Raw genomic sequence first — 14126 nt, forward strand, 5'->3', positions numbered from 1 at the left:
CCCTGCAATCAACCAGCAGGGGTGGGTTCAAACATGGGTCACTTCTCAATGGAAAAATCCCTCAATCCCGGGTCAGCTCTCAGCGGAAATCAACATCGAGGCGACTTCAGCCGCTATCAGCTCAGCCCGAAGATGAAGCGATGGGCGGGCAAGTCCTCGGATCGCCGCGGGCACCAGTTTGCTGTTGAAGTGGCGGCAAGGATGCAGGAGCTTGGGTGGCAGACTCGTGCAGAAGTCCGGATCACGGCACTGCTGGGCCGAGGTTTCCCTGTCGACTACGGCGACGTCGATGTTCTCGCCTGGAACCCAGAGACCGGTCGAGTCCTCATCATGGAGTGCAAGGACGTCCAGTTTAGGAAGACCGACGGCGAGATCGCCGAACAACTGGCCGACTTTCGGGGTATTGAGGTCGATGGCAAGCGTGACCTCCTGCTCAAGCATCTCGATCGGCTGGCGATTGTCCGGGCTCACTCCGATTTGCTGGCCAAGTCCCTCGATCTGACCACCACCCCGCTCATCGAAGGTGAGTTGGTCTTCCGGCACCCGGTGCCGATGCAGTTTGCCTGGAAGCAGCTACGCTGCAAGACCGAGTTGCGTGTCTTCGACGATCTAGCCGCCATCTAGGAGGACGTTGGCGCAACGAACACGCCGATGTCCGGTTCTGGCGCAAAGCAGATGACATGGCCATCAATATCGTTAGCCGTCGGCTACGTACTCGATCGGCACTGGCTGCGGAAAACTGCCGATTGCGGTCGTCATCACTTCTCTTTCTCCGGTGGAGTCGGCCAATGGAAGATAGGGTCTTCACCTCCAGCGCCCTCGAGAGATTGCAGAATGTCAGACATACGCAACGCGTCTCTCAGGCCTGGAATGGCTGCGCGTTGTAAAAATGTAACTCGGTCGAGGCCTTCATACTGAGCAGCCCGGTCGATGTCGGCCAGTTCTTCAGGTGAAAAGCGAAGCTCGATCACCACTGATATTGTTTGGTCGTTTTGGTCGTTCGTGAAGGCAGCCTCCATCAGCTAGGGGAATGGTTTTCCCATGATAGCACGGGATCTCTTCTGAGCGGACAGCCAGATGGCATTCAGCCTAGGCGGCTCCTTGTTGGCAGCTGACAACCCACGATTATCATTGCCGGATCCATGAACATTGCGTTGTCCCCTATTTCGATTCAGAGCTGATTTGCTCGGCGGTTTGGCCACCTGATGCGCTGGACCAAACGGGACGAGGATAGGCTCCGCATCGTGCCTGATATGGAACTGCAACACCGCGCATAGGCCCCTAAGTCGGTTCAGACGCATGGCCTTATCTGCGTCCGTTGACTTATATGCATAAAGCTTCTATCTAATGCGCATGTTGGATATAAGTTACTGCCATGACCGACACAGAAACTCAGTTCCTGCAAACTTATGACCCCGCCGAGTACGAGCGCCCCTCTGTCGCCGTCGATCTGATTCTCATGTCGGTCGTGGATGGCGCGCCGGCTGTCCTGTTGATCCGGCGCACCGAGCAACCAGCGAAAGACAAATGGGCACTGCCCGGCGGCTTCGTGGGCATCGACGAGTCGCTCGACGCCGCCGCGCATCGCGTGCTGCGCGAGAAAGCGCGGATGGACGACGCTTATGTTGAACAGCTCTACACCTTCGGTGCGGTTGATCGCGATCCGCGCATGCGCATTATCAGCGTGGCCTATTTCGCCTTGCTGCCCGCGGATCGCTATGCCGCCGCGTTGAAGAACTCCTCGGGAGACCTGACGCTTGCCCGCGTTGCGGTCCACTGGCCGGGCGAGACCGGCGGGCCGGTAGCCGCGGTCGGCGAGGACGGCCCCCTGCCCCTCGCCTTCGACAATGCCGATATGCTCGGCCTGGCCATGCTGCGGCTGCGCGGCAAGCTCGACTATTCGTCCGTCGGCTTTGCGCTCCTGCCCGAGTATTTCACGCTGCGCCAACTTCAGGACGTACACGAGGCGATCCTGGGCGTGCAACTCAACAAGCCGGCCTTCCGGCGTCGCATGCTGGACAAGGGCTGGGTCGAGGCAACCGGCGAGAGAGAGATCGGCGCATCCTTCCGCCCCGCTGAACTCTACCGGTTCAAACCACTTAGCCAAGCATCGGAAAGGACATAGGATCATGGCCAAGATACGTAACTTTGGCCCGTTGGCGCGGCTCCGCAGCGATGCCAGCAGCCATGTCATCCGCTACGGCAACAAGGGTATCCGCCAGAGCGGGCGCGGCCTCGTCTTCTGGTTCGGGCCGGGTACATCGAGCATCGCGGAAGTGCCTATGGACGACCGCGAGGCGACCTTGTTTATCAAGGGACGCAGTCAGGACTTCCAGACCGTTACCGTGCAGGGCGTGCTGACATGGCGCGTCGCCGATCCCGAAGTGTTGGCGAGCCGCGTCGACTTCAGCGTCGCGCTGAACAACGGGCAGCCCCGTAGCGAGCCGATCGAACGTATCGAGGCACGGCTGGCCGGCCTCGTCAGCCAGGCTGCGCTTGAATATCTCGCCGCCGCGCCGGTGCGTGCGTTGCTCGACGCTGGTATCGAGCCGCTACGCGCCCGCATCGAGGCCGCGCTTGCTGAGGCACCGAGCCTGAGTGAGATCGCGGTCGCGGTGGTCGCTGTCAGACTCGCCAGCCTCACGCCGACCAGCGAACTGGAGCGTGCGCTCCAGACACCGACCTTCGAGGCGTTGCAGCAGAAGGCCGACGAGGCGACCTTCGAGCGGCGGGCCCTGGCAGTGGAGAAGGAGCGGGCTATCGCGGAGAACGAACTGGCCAACAAGGTCGAACTCGCCAAGCGCGAGAAGCTGTTGATCGTGGAGGAGGCGGAAAATGCGCGTAACCGCGCCACAGGACAGGCCGAGGCGATGCAGGTGGAAGCCGAGGCGGAAGCTGGGCGCATCCGCACGCTGGAGACCGCGAAGTCGGAGGCTGAGCTTGCCCGCATGGCAATCTACCGCGACCTGCCGCCGGCGGTGATGATGGGGCTTGCCGCTCGCGAGCTGGCGACCAAACTCGACAGGATCGACCATGTCAACGTGACGCCGGATCTGCTGGCAAGCCTCGCCGAGGGCTTCCGCAAGGTGCCGCCGGTGGTCGACGCGCGCTAGGAAGAGCCGGCCATGGCCACCAACGCGCCCCGCGCCGTCTTCGTGACGCGCGAGACAGACTACGAGCTTTTGCTCGCACGCCACGCCACGCGCGAGCAGGCTCGTTTCTTCCTCGAAACGCGCGGACAACAGCTCGCCGAGGTAGAGGCGCGGCACGAACGGTTTGTCGACGTGCTGCACCATGCGCGCACGACCGTTCCCAGCGAATGGCGGCAGACACTGGTGCGGCGGGCCGATTTCGACCGTTTCCTGTTCGGGCCGGAAGATCTCGTAGTCGCGGTCGGGCAAGATGGGCTCGTCGCCAACGTCGCCAAGTATCTCGACGGTCAGCTGGTGCTGGGCGTCAATCCCGCTCCCGATCTCTATGACGGCGTTCTGGTGCGCATCGCGCCCGAGCGTCTTGCGAGGCTGCTCCCGGCCAGCGTCCACGACGATGTGGCACTGGAGCGCCGCACTATGGTCGAGGCGCTGTTGGAAAACGGCGAACACATCCTCGCGCTCAACGAAGTTTTCGTCGGGCATCGCAGCCACCAGTCTGCGCGCTACCGCATCGCGGTGGGCTCAGCGGAGGAAAACCATAGCTCAAGCGGCCTGATCGTCGCCTCCGGTACCGGCGCCACCGGCTGGGCGCGCTCGATCATGGAGGCGACCGGGATCCATTTGTCACTGGAACCGCAGGAAAAGGCCGTCGCCTATTTCGTGCGCGAACCGTTTCCGAGCGTGGCCACGGGAACAACATTGCGTGCCGGAAAACTCTCCGGGGGCGGTCTGACGATCACCTCGCGCATGAACGAGGGCGGCACGATCTTCGCGGACGGCATGGAGCAAGACCGGATTGCCTTCGACTGGGGCCGCCGCCTCACCGTCGCACCTTCGGCACGCACCCTCAATCTCGTCACTGGATAAAAGTGAAGGAGAAAAACGCGGAAGCCTGGCGAAAACTACTCTTACGCAATGCCACGTTTGAATGAACGACTCTGAAGGGTTGAAGACGCAGGCAACATCTTGTTGAAGCGCCTTGCAGAGATCGAAGGCGGCGATCAAGAGCATCGTCAAAGATGGTCTAACAGTAAAAAGAAGTGGCGTGATGAAGCGTACTTTTAGCCGGCAAGAGCTGTATGATCTCGTTTGGTCAACCCCGATCGCCACGCTTGCCAAGCAATTCGATATTTCTGACCGCGGGTTGGCCAAGACCTGCCTTCGATATCACATCCCCGTGCCTAGTCGTGGCTATTGGGCAAAGATAGAGGCGGGCCAGCAGCCCACAAAAACACCCCTTTGGAAATTGGAGAATCCTGCTCTCGAACCCGTACACATAGGCGGACATAAGCCTGCCGTTAATCCATATGTCGCCTTCGCCACTCAGAAGGCGGCGGAAGCTGTCGAGCAATCAAAGGTCGAACGAAAAGTAGAGCGGAAACAAGCCGATACTGCGAAAGAAAGCAGTAGCAAGACGCCAGTTGTCCTCGAGCCCGTGAGACGCCCCCATGCATCCATATCGGGTTTGGTCACCGCTCTTCGATCCGCAAAGGCTGACGATCATGGCGAGGTGTCAGTGCCCGGAATCCGGATCCACAAGAGCTCAGTGACCCGTGTAATTTCCGTCCTCCACCATCTCGTCATTGCGCTTGAGTCCAGGAATGTGGTTGTCGACTGCAGCGACAAAGGGATTGAAGCAGCCGTTCCGCCGGACGACGTACGTTTTGAGATCAGCGAGAGTCGGAGCCGAGAGCAACACAAGCCTACGCCAGCTGAGCAAAAGAAGCATGATGACCATGAACGGCGACGCGAAGCAGCACAACGTCGAGGGCAATGGCTATATCCAGAGAAATTCTGGCAAGAATACGATTATATCTACTCGGGGAAGCTGACCTTCGAGATATTGAATTGGGCTGATGGCGCCAGGAAACGCTGGGGTGACGGCAAGCATCAAAGTCTGGAATCGATGCTCGACGCGATCACGGACGGTGTGGTCTTTCATCTCGCCTACGATAAAGCCCGGCGGGAAGAAAGAGAGGAACAAGAGCGGCGGCGCCAGCATATGGCGCATAGACGAGAATTACATAAGAAGCGTCAGGAGCGCGAGGCGAAGAGGTTGGCGTTTTTGCGTCAGCTTGCCGACTACCAAAAAGAGGCTGCCGATCTTCGAGCGACGATCGCCGAATCTGGCAGCTCGTTGCAGCATGCTGGCCCAGAGTACTTAAAAATGATTGCTTGGGCAGAACAGCGGCTTGCGCATCTGGAAGCGCAAAACCGCATCGACGTTTTGACGTCCCATCTGGTGAACGAGAATCTTTTTCCAGACATCGACGACCTCGCCGATCCAGAAGGGGATCCGCCGCCTCCTAAATACTCTTGGGGCGACTAAGCTTGCCGATGGCGTTCAGCGGAATCCTCTTTGTCGACTTTACCTTCCACCCTCGTTCAGAGAGAGTCTTGGGTCTGCCGCGTGCCGGATGAGCCGCCGTCCAGATCTCTGCGAATTCGATCATGCGTGCGGTAAGAGAGGGATAGCCTTCAAGCAGCTCTTCGACACTATTCCCTTGCGATCTCATGGCGGCAATGGCGCGAACGGGGACGCGGGTATTCTTGAAAACCGGCTCGCCGCTCAAGATGTCTTTGGTGCTATGGATCGCAGACTCAGCTTCCCGCAGCGTGTCTGCGCGTACAGCAAGTTGCGTCCGAGCCCGAGCAACGTCGACGATCAGATAATCGTCGGCTCTTAAGGTCTCTATTTCGGGATCATTCGCGATCGTCTCAAAAAGGCGTTTCCTCCTTTCGGCGGAGAGGATCGAGCCAACGCCATACCAGAGTTTGAGACCCAGAAGATCGTTATCCGTGAGCGTCCGCCTGCCGATCCGAGGCTCTCTCATCGAGATGACCTGCTTGTCGATGGCGTTGTGGACGGATTTGACGCTTATCCCGATCACGGCGGCCGCCTCCGCCGGCGTGTACTCTCGGTGCAACAGGTTCATATTTGTTCTCCTCGCGGAGAATATATATCTGGACAAGATGAAATGTAATCCGTGCCCGCACACAGGGACGGTCCGGCTACGGCGCCATTTGAAAGCGCGCCGGCCCGTCCCTGTGCACGGCCACTACCGGTTTCGCCTTATGACGCAACAGGAGGAAAAATGAGGGCCGCTACGCGGCCTTGTCCGTTGCTGTATTCGCTTTGAACGCTGCGCTACAAACAGCACCGATTTCACGATGCAACACACATCGTCGTTTTAATTCCGAAAACACCAAGGAATTAGAAGGTCATACCCAAAACAACGGATAGCGAAACCGCACTCTTTGGAACTAATGGGTGTGTGACAAACGAAACTGGACGGCTTTTCAGAACTCGATTGCGAAACTTCAAAGACTGCTTGTCGTGCCAATCCCCGGAATGACCGTGCAGAATCTGTACGTGGCGATTTAGCGAACTTTCCGCTAAGCGGCACCGGTATTGCCCGGCCGGCAATCAGCGGTATCAATCCGATGCGATGGGAAATTCCAGTACCAGACCGTCATAGGCTGGCTGTACGTTGTCTGGCGTTTCCGCCAGAACGGTCGCGTAGTCCAGAGGTATGTGCATGTGTGTCAGCACGGCCTGATCCGGTTTCAGCCGTTCGATCCATTCCAGCGCCTCGCCAAGCGAAAAATGGCTGGGATGACGGCGGTACTGCAAGGCGTCGATGACGAGCAGATCGAGATTCTTCAGTCGTGCGGCCGTGGCTTCGGGGAAGGCACTGACATCGGGGCAATAAGCGACGTCCGCGACGCGGAAGCCAAGTGAAGTGATGTCGCCATGCACTTGCGGCAGCGGCTCGAAGGTGAGGGCACCGCCCTCTCCTTCCACAGCAACCGGCCGGCCGTGATCGATATTGCGCGCCCACAGGATCGGCGGATAGGAACTTCCGGGCGGCGTCTCGAAGCAATAGCCGAATGCCTCGCGCAGCCGCGCCATGGTGAAGCTGTCGGCGTAGATATCGATCAGACGTCTCTGTTCCAGCACATAGCCGCGCAAATCGTCGATGCCGTGGATATGGTCGGCATGGGGATGGGTGTAGAGTACGGCATCGATGTGGCTGACGCCCGCCATCAGCATCTGGGCGCGGAAATCCGGCCCGGTATCGATGACCACAGTGGTGCGACGGCCGTCTTCCCTGATACGCTCGAACATGGCAGCGGCGCGCGTGCGGCGGTTCTTGGGATTGGCAGGATCGCAGGCGCCCCAGTCACCGGTGATGCGCGGCACGCCCGGAGACGAGCCGCACCCCAGAACTGTAAAGCGCAACCGGTCGCTCACGCCTTCGACACCACTTCATCCGGTCGTTGCATCTTGCTGAAAAGACAGAAGAAATTATCTGTCGTCAACCGTCTCACTTCAGCGCTGTCGACGCCGATCGTCTCGGCCAGAACAGCTGCGGTATGGGCCACATAAGCGGGCTCGTTACGCTTTCCGCGATGCGGGATCGGCGCAAGGTAAGGTGCGTCGGTTTCCACCAGCAGGCGGTTCCGGGGTATGGTGGCGGCAATGTCCCTGATATCCTGCGAATTGCGGAAGGTGAGTATGCCGGAAAACGATACATAGCCGCCCAGCGCCACGCCGACCTCGGCCAGCCGCCTGCCCGACGAGAAACAATGCAGGACGAAGGAAAAAGCCCCCTTCCCCATTTCCTCCTCGAGGATCGCAGCCATATCCTCGTCGGCCGAGCGCGCATGGATGACCAGAGGCAAGCCGGTCTCGCGCGCGGCCGCGATGTGGGTGCGGAAGCCCCTGGCCTGCGCCTCGCGCGGTGCGTGGTCATAATGGTAGTCGAGCCCGGCCTCGCCGATAGCGACCACTTTGGGATGCCCGGAAAGTCGCACCAGATCGTCGGCGGTGACGTCCGGTTCTTCGGCCGCGTTGTGCGGATGCGTGCCGACCGAGCAATAGACTTCATCGAAAGTTTCGGCGATTTCGCGAATCTGGTGGAATTTCCGCACGCGGGTGGAGATGGTCACCATGCGTTCCACGCCCGCCTGCCGGGCGCGGGCTACGACTTCAGCCCGCTCGTCGGCGAAATCCGGGAAATCAAGATGGCAGTGGCTGTCGACCAGCATCAGGCGTTCTGCTCCGGCTCGACATAGCGCGGAAACACCGGCTGCGGCGGCGGCAGCGGTGCTCCGGGCACCAGAGCCTCCAGCGTGTCGATCCTGTCGAAACCGCGCGCTTCCTCGTCCACGGCGAGCAGACTCAGCAGCATGGCCGCGGAGCCGGGAATGAAAGGCTGGCACAGGATGCCGACGCGGCGGATGACCTCGGCGGTCGTCCACAGCACGGTTTCCATGCGGACCGGATCGGTCTTCTTCAGCGCCCACGGTTCCTGTCCCGCGAAATAGCGATTTGCCTCGGCAACGACGCCGAAGATCGCTGCAAGGGCCTGATGGATCGCCTGCTCGGCCATCGCCTTGCGCGCGGTCGCCAGAGCATCCACTGCCTGCGCGAGGATGGCGCTATCGGCCTCCGCCAGTTCGCCACGCGCGGGAACCGCGCCGCCACAATTCTTGGCGATCATCGACAGCGACCGCTGCGCCAGATTGCCGAGATCGTTGGCGAGATCGGCATTGGTGCGATTGACGATCGCCTCATGACTGTAGCTGCCATCCTGACCAAACGGCACTTCACGAAGGAAGAAATAGCGCACCTGATCGAGGCCGTAATGCTCGACCATTGTGAATGGATCGATGACATTGCCGAGCGACTTCGACATCTTCTCGCCGCGGTTGAACAGGAACCCGTGGCCGAACACACGCTTCGGCAACTCGATGCCGGCGGACATCAGGAAGGCCGGCCAGTAGATGGCGTGGAAGCGGACGATGTCCTTGCCGATGATATGTGCGTCGGCGGGCCAGAACTTCCATTTCTCTTCGTTTTCATCAGGATATCCGAGCGCGGTGATGTAGTTAGTGAGGGCATCCACCCACACATACATCACATGCCTCTCGTCACCCGGCACCGGCACGCCCCAGTCGAAGGTCGTGCGTGAGATCGACAGATCCTTGAGGCCGGAGCGAACGAAGCTCGCCACCTCATTGCGACGCTCGGCGGGACCGATGAAGTCCGGCTGGTTTTCGTAAAGCGCCAGCAACTTGTCCTGATAGGCGGAGAGCCTGAAGAAGTAGCTTTCCTCCTCCACCCATTCGACGGGCGTGCCTTGCGGACCGTAGCGCACGCCGTCCTCGCGCTGCTCGGTTTCCTCCTCACCGTAATAGGCTTCGTCGCGCACCGAGTACCAGCCGGCATAGCCGCCCTTGTAGATGTCGCCATTGGCCGCCATCGCCTTCCAGATCGCCTGCGATGCCTTGTAGTGGCGCTCTTCGGTGGTGCGGATGAAATCGTCGTTCGAGGCGTTGAGCGCGACGGCCATGCGCTGGAACTCGGCGGCGTTGCGGTCGGCCAGTTCGCGAACGGCAACGCCTTCCTTCCTGGCGGTTTGCAGCATCTTGATGCCGTGTTCGTCGGTGCCGGTAAGGAAGAACACCTGCCGGCCGTCGCAACGCTGGAAACGCGCCAGCGCATCCGTGGCGATCAGCTCATAGGCATGGCCGATATGCGGTTTTCCATTGGGGTAGGAAATGGCGGTGGTGATATAGAAACTGTCGCGCGACATGAAAGGGACCGTTTTGAAGTCTGCAAGGAATGAATGTGCGGTGGATATAGCATCGGGATGGCGATTGCCATCCCGCGGCAAGGCAGAGCATCACATTCGAAATGCAGAATTCAGGCGGTCGATCATCAAAAGCGCGTGCTGCTTCTTGTCCAGATTGTAGGTTTCCATTTCGATTATCGCATCACGCGCTTCCTGCCAAGCATCGCCAAGCGATTTGGCGCGGGCCAGATCGCCGGCAAGTGCGGCCTGCCTGGCTTCTTCCGAGAGCAGATCGAGCGCGTGGCGATTGAATATGTCGAAGGGAACGGCTCCGTCACGGCCCGCCACCACATCCGCGAGCTTGTGCGCGGCGCCGATCTCGTAGCGCGCCGACCGCACCAGGTTTTCCAGCGCCCCGGCGATTTCCAGTCCGCCATACTGGGAAAGCAGAATGGCATTTCGTACACTGCCCCCTGCCCGGGAGAGCAAATTATCGTCGCCGGTGCCCTGCCCTGTGGCTTCCATCACCTGCCCGAGACTTTGTGGCGTCAGCGGCGACAGGCGAACCACCTGACAACGGGAGCGGATGGTGGGAAGCAAAGACCCCGGCGCATGGACGATGAGGATGAACAGCGTGCGCGTTGGCGGCTCCTCGAGGTTTTTCAGGAGCGCATTGGCGGCGTTGGTATTCATGTCGTCAGCCGGATCGACGATTACTACCCGATAGCCACCGTCATGCGAGGTCAGCGACAGGAAGCTGCCGACCTTGCGGATTTCGTCCACCGTCACAACCGACTTGTAGGTCTTGGTCCGCTCGTTGAGCGGTCGTGTCAGATGCAGGACGGAAGGATGAGCGCCCTGCGCGATCTGCCTGAACAAGGGCGAGGCAGGGTCGGGAATGGCGAGCTGTGCCGGCGACTCCTGGTGGCGCGGATATTTCAGCAGATGATGGGCCAGGTGGAAGGCGAGCGTCGCCTTTCCTATTCCCACCGGGCCGACGAACATCAGCGCATGGGGAAGCTTGCCGGCGCGATAGGCGCCAACCAGCATGGCCGCAGCCTCCTCATGCCCCATGAGAAACGGCGTTTCGGCCGGTTCCGGTACGCCTTCCAGCGTATCGTGCTGTTCGGGTGCAAGACGTTCGAACATCACTTTGCCGCACTCCGGGGCTTTGCGGCAGTTGTGCGCTCGGCCAGCCTTGCGAAAACCGCCTCTGTGACCGCATCCTCGACATCCTGCGGTGCCGCAGCAGCATCGATGATGACACAGCGCTCCGGCTCGGCCTGTGCAATAGCGAGAAAAGCTTCGCGGCGGCGCTGGTGCGTTTCCACGGTTTCCTTTTCGAAACGGTCCGGCGGATCGCCGGCGGACCGGCGCGCATTGGCCCGCCTGAGGCCATCGACCGGATCGATATCGAGAATGACGGTCAGGTCCGGCATGATCCCGTTTACCGTGACCTTCTCGAGCGCTGCCATGAAATCGGCCGGCAGCCCTCCGGTCACCCCCTGATAGACGCGCGAGGAATCGACGAAGCGGTCGCACAGCACAATCGCGCCGCGCTCGATGGCTGGACGAATGAGCTGTTCGATATGATCGGAACGCGCGGCAGCGAACAGGATCGCCTCCATCTTCGGCCCGAACGGTTCGGCCGCGCCCGACAGGATGACGTGGCGGACCGCCTCCGCGCCGGGCGAACCGCCGGGCTCACGCGTGACGACGACGTCGTATTTCTTGGCGCGCAGCCTGGCTGCCAGCCGCTCGATCTGGGTGGACTTGCCGGCCCCTTCCCCGCCTTCGAAGCTTATGAAGAATCCCTGGCGCACTGGCTGATGTTTCATTCCGTTGTCGCGGTGTCGATACCGCTTATCAGCGCAGCCAGCCGATGGCCAGTTCCTTGACGGCATCGAATGCCCGGCTGTGGAGTTCGCCCACCTCCACCGTCTCGGCTGCGTAAAGCGGCATTTCCTGGCTCAGCGTGTCGCCGATCCATATGCGCAGCGCCCCGATCTGCTGCCCCTCCTCCACCGGTGCGGGCAACGGCCCCTGATAGACGATCCTCGCCGTCAGCTTGTCGCGATTGAATGTCGGCAACAGCAGGTCCACCGCCCCCCTGGCTTTGAGCGGCACGCCGCTTTTGGCGCCGCCATAGACCTGTGCGGTGCCGACCACCTCATCGGCCGCGAAGATTTCCGTCTTCTCGAAGGAGCGCAGCCCCCATTCCAGAAGCTTGCGCGACTCCTCGGCGCGCTCGCGATCGGACGCCAGCCCGCTCAGCGCCGCGATCACGCGCCGGCCGTTCTGGTGGATTGCGCCGACAATGGCGAAACCGTTCTGCTCGCTTGCACCCACGGCGAGCCCTTCCGCGCCGATGTCCATGGCCAGCAACGGATTGCGATTGCGCTGGTTGATCTTGTTCCAGGTGAAATCCGTTTCGGCAAACAGCGGGTACAAATCGGGATAGCTCTGCTGGAGATGTCGGGCGAGGTGGACCAGCTCGCGCACGGTGGTCATCTGGCCTTCGGCTGGCAGTCCGGTCGAATTGACGAATACCGATTTCTGCAAGCCGATCTTGCGTGCGCGTTCCGTCATCTGGAGGGCAAAGTTGGTTTCCGAGCCGGCGACCCCTTCGGCGATGACGATGCAGCCGTCATTGGCCGCCTGCACGGCTATCCCGCGTATGAGATCCTCCAGCCTGATGCTGGAACGAACGGCCGCGAACATGGTCGAGGTGCGCGATGGCGCGCCGCCGGTGCGCCATGCGTTTTCACTGACGACGAAGGTATCGTCCAGCGTCAGGCGCCCGGATTTCACCGCATCGAACGCCATTTCCAGCGTCATGAGCTTCGCCAGCGAGGCCGGCTGAACCGGTGCGTCGGCATCCTTGGCGAACAGCACGCTGCCCGTTTCGCCATCTATCATGAAAGCCTGCGCCGCCCTGGTTTCGAACAGTTGAGCGCAAGCCGTGCCTGCGCCGAGGCAGACGAATGCGATCAGGCAAAGGAACTGCGCACGCAGGAAAGATGACATGGAAAATATGCCGAAGCTGCCTTTTGCGGATACTGGCTCAAGCTAGCAGGGTGCTGCGTCGCGAATCAACAGCCACGCAACTTTGCGCAAGCTCTGCACGCAAAAATCAGTTGCGCACCACCAGCGCATCCGGCGCACCGTTCGACCAGGCCGATTGGAGCAAGGTGTCGAGATCGGCACGACCGTTGCCGTAGAGCTCCACGGCATACCATTCCCTGCCGCTATCCGAAGACTGGCGGATCGACACTCTTCCAAACCCGGAAAGGCGCTTTGCAAGCCGGCTTGCCTCTTCCGCGCTGTCGAAGGTGCCTGCTGCCACGTAATCCGCTCCCGCCTGCCCCGCGTTGCTTCTCTTCCACGAATCCGCCACCGCCTGAGAGGTCAGGCTGCCGCGGTCCAAGGCTGCAAACGCCTGTGCGGCGGAAGCCACGCGCTCATCCGCATAGGAAAGCGATGCCAGCGCGAAAGGCGAGTCGGAAGGAAGACCGGAATCCGGGCGGATCGGCACGGCGGGACCATAGTCAGGCAGCGGAACCTCCCCGAACGCCAGCGCCTGCTGTGATCCGCCCCCCTGTGTCGGAAACGGAATTCCGCGAACGCCGCCGCCTGGTGTCGTGCCGTTCATGGCGATCATAACTCCGGTCGGCAGCCCCATCGACGGGACGGGCACACCGTTTCCGGGCTGATAGGAGGCAACCAGATAGGGCTCGTCGTCGCCCTCCAGAGGCGCGCGGCCGACATATTCGACCTTTACCCTGGCCGTGCCTGCTGTGCGATAGCCAAGCATGTCGGCGGCGCGTTTCGACAGGTCGATGACGCGGTTGCCGTGGTATGGCCCGCGATCGTTGACGCGCACGATGACCGAACTGCCGTTTTCGACATTGGTTACCTTGGCATAGCTCGGCAGCGGCATGGTGGGATGAGCTGCCGTCAGGTGTTCCTTGTCGTAGACTTCACCATTGGCCGTGAGGCGACCGTGGAATGCATCGCCATACCAGGAGGCAGAACCTGTCCTGGTATATTTCGGATCTTCCTTGGGATAGTACCACTTGCCGGCGACCTGATAAGGCTTGCCAACCTGATCGCGTCCGCCGCCCCGCCTGATCTTCGAGCCGTGCGCGACGCGCGGGCTGGCCTTTACGCCGTACTTGGATTCGGGGAAATATTCCTTTGAGCGCGCCTTGGCCTGCTCCTTGGGCTGCGGGGTTCCGCAGGCCGCCAGAGCGATCGCCGATACGGCAAGGGACATGATTGTGAGAGTGCGACGAAAACGCTGCCGCGTCATGACCTGCATCGAGACGATCCCCTGACTTCAAAGAAAGAGGTCATACAAACGGGACCGTTCGCTGTTCGCGCCGATCCCGGG

The 14126-nt window shown here is 60.9% G+C and carries 14 protein-coding genes; 5 read left to right on the forward strand and 9 right to left on the reverse strand.

All coding sequences use genetic code 11. The features are described from left to right. Window positions 1-624, forward strand: a 624-nt coding sequence (locus DES43_RS07690) for a hypothetical protein (protein WP_208110824.1), incomplete at its 5' end; no start/stop codon positions are given. Between the two features lie 134 nt (window positions 625-758). Here DES43_RS07690 and DES43_RS07695 read toward each other — a convergent pair. After that, entirely contained in the window at window positions 759-971 is a 213-nt protein-coding gene (locus DES43_RS07695) for a type II toxin-antitoxin system TacA family antitoxin (protein WP_133674883.1), read from the reverse strand. Between the two features lie 404 nt (window positions 972-1375). Between DES43_RS07695 and DES43_RS07700 the strand changes: the two genes are divergently transcribed. The 4 genes from DES43_RS07700 to DES43_RS07715 all read left to right on the forward strand — a co-directional run bounded on the left by DES43_RS07700 (window position 1376) and on the right by DES43_RS07715 (window position 5481). After that, window positions 1376-2125 (forward strand): NUDIX hydrolase, encoded by a 750-nt coding sequence (locus tag DES43_RS07700; protein ID WP_133674884.1) that lies wholly within the window; start codon window positions 1376-1378, stop codon window positions 2123-2125. A 4-nt stretch (window positions 2126-2129) separates the two neighbouring features. Beyond that, window positions 2130-3113, forward strand: coding sequence for an SPFH domain-containing protein (locus tag DES43_RS07705; RefSeq protein ID WP_133674885.1), 984 nt, complete (start codon window positions 2130-2132; stop codon window positions 3111-3113). Between the two features lie 12 nt (window positions 3114-3125). After that, window positions 3126-4019: a diacylglycerol kinase catalytic domain-containing protein gene (locus tag DES43_RS07710; protein WP_133674886.1), complete on the forward strand. Its 894-nt coding sequence runs from the start codon at window positions 3126-3128 to the stop codon at window positions 4017-4019. A 112-nt stretch (window positions 4020-4131) separates the two neighbouring features. Then, a complete protein-coding gene (locus DES43_RS07715) occupies window positions 4132-5481 on the forward strand; it encodes a hypothetical protein (RefSeq protein WP_035028559.1) in 1350 nt (449 codons plus the stop codon). Here the strand turns inward: DES43_RS07715 and DES43_RS07720 are convergent. The 8 genes from DES43_RS07720 to DES43_RS07755 form a co-directional block, all read right to left on the reverse strand. After that, window positions 5459-6088, reverse strand: a complete 630-nt coding sequence (locus DES43_RS07720; RefSeq protein ID WP_035028562.1) for a DUF433 domain-containing protein — start codon at window positions 6086-6088, stop codon at window positions 5459-5461. The two genes, DES43_RS07715 and DES43_RS07720, sit on opposite strands and share 23 nt — an antisense overlap. A gap of 500 nt (window positions 6089-6588) precedes the next feature. Then, window positions 6589-7407, reverse strand: coding sequence for an MBL fold metallo-hydrolase (locus DES43_RS07725; RefSeq protein WP_035028565.1), 819 nt, complete (start codon window positions 7405-7407; stop codon window positions 6589-6591). Continuing rightward, the gene (locus DES43_RS07730; protein WP_035028568.1) at window positions 7404-8204 is read right to left on the reverse strand and encodes a TatD family hydrolase; all 801 of its coding nucleotides are present in this window, start codon (window positions 8202-8204) and stop codon (window positions 7404-7406) included. The genes DES43_RS07725 and DES43_RS07730 overlap by 4 nt, the downstream gene beginning before the upstream one ends. Continuing rightward, the gene (gene metG, locus DES43_RS07735; RefSeq protein WP_035028824.1) at window positions 8204-9754 is read right to left on the reverse strand and encodes a methionine--tRNA ligase; all 1551 of its coding nucleotides are present in this window, start codon (window positions 9752-9754) and stop codon (window positions 8204-8206) included. Before metG ends, DES43_RS07730 begins: the two co-directional genes overlap by 1 nt. 90 nt (window positions 9755-9844) lie before the next feature. Continuing rightward, window positions 9845-10885 carry a DNA polymerase III subunit delta' gene (locus DES43_RS07740; protein WP_035028571.1) on the reverse strand — a complete coding sequence of 347 codons (1041 nt, stop codon included), beginning with the start codon at window positions 10883-10885 and terminating at the stop codon, window positions 9845-9847. Next, window positions 10882-11556, reverse strand: coding sequence for a dTMP kinase (gene tmk, locus DES43_RS07745; RefSeq protein WP_035028573.1), 675 nt, complete (start codon window positions 11554-11556; stop codon window positions 10882-10884). The genes DES43_RS07740 and tmk overlap by 4 nt, the downstream gene beginning before the upstream one ends. 43 nt (window positions 11557-11599) lie before the next feature. Beyond that, entirely contained in the window at window positions 11600-12760 is a 1161-nt protein-coding gene (locus DES43_RS07750) for a D-alanyl-D-alanine carboxypeptidase family protein (protein ID WP_084496536.1), read from the reverse strand. Between the two features lie 106 nt (window positions 12761-12866). After that, window positions 12867-14054: a septal ring lytic transglycosylase RlpA family protein gene (locus tag DES43_RS07755; protein ID WP_035028575.1), complete on the reverse strand. Its 1188-nt coding sequence runs from the start codon at window positions 14052-14054 to the stop codon at window positions 12867-12869. Window positions 14055-14126 lie beyond the last annotated feature (72 nt).

It is taken from the genome of Aquamicrobium defluvii (assembly GCF_004363725.1).
Classification (GTDB): Bacteria; Pseudomonadota; Alphaproteobacteria; order Rhizobiales; family Rhizobiaceae; genus Mesorhizobium; species Mesorhizobium defluvii.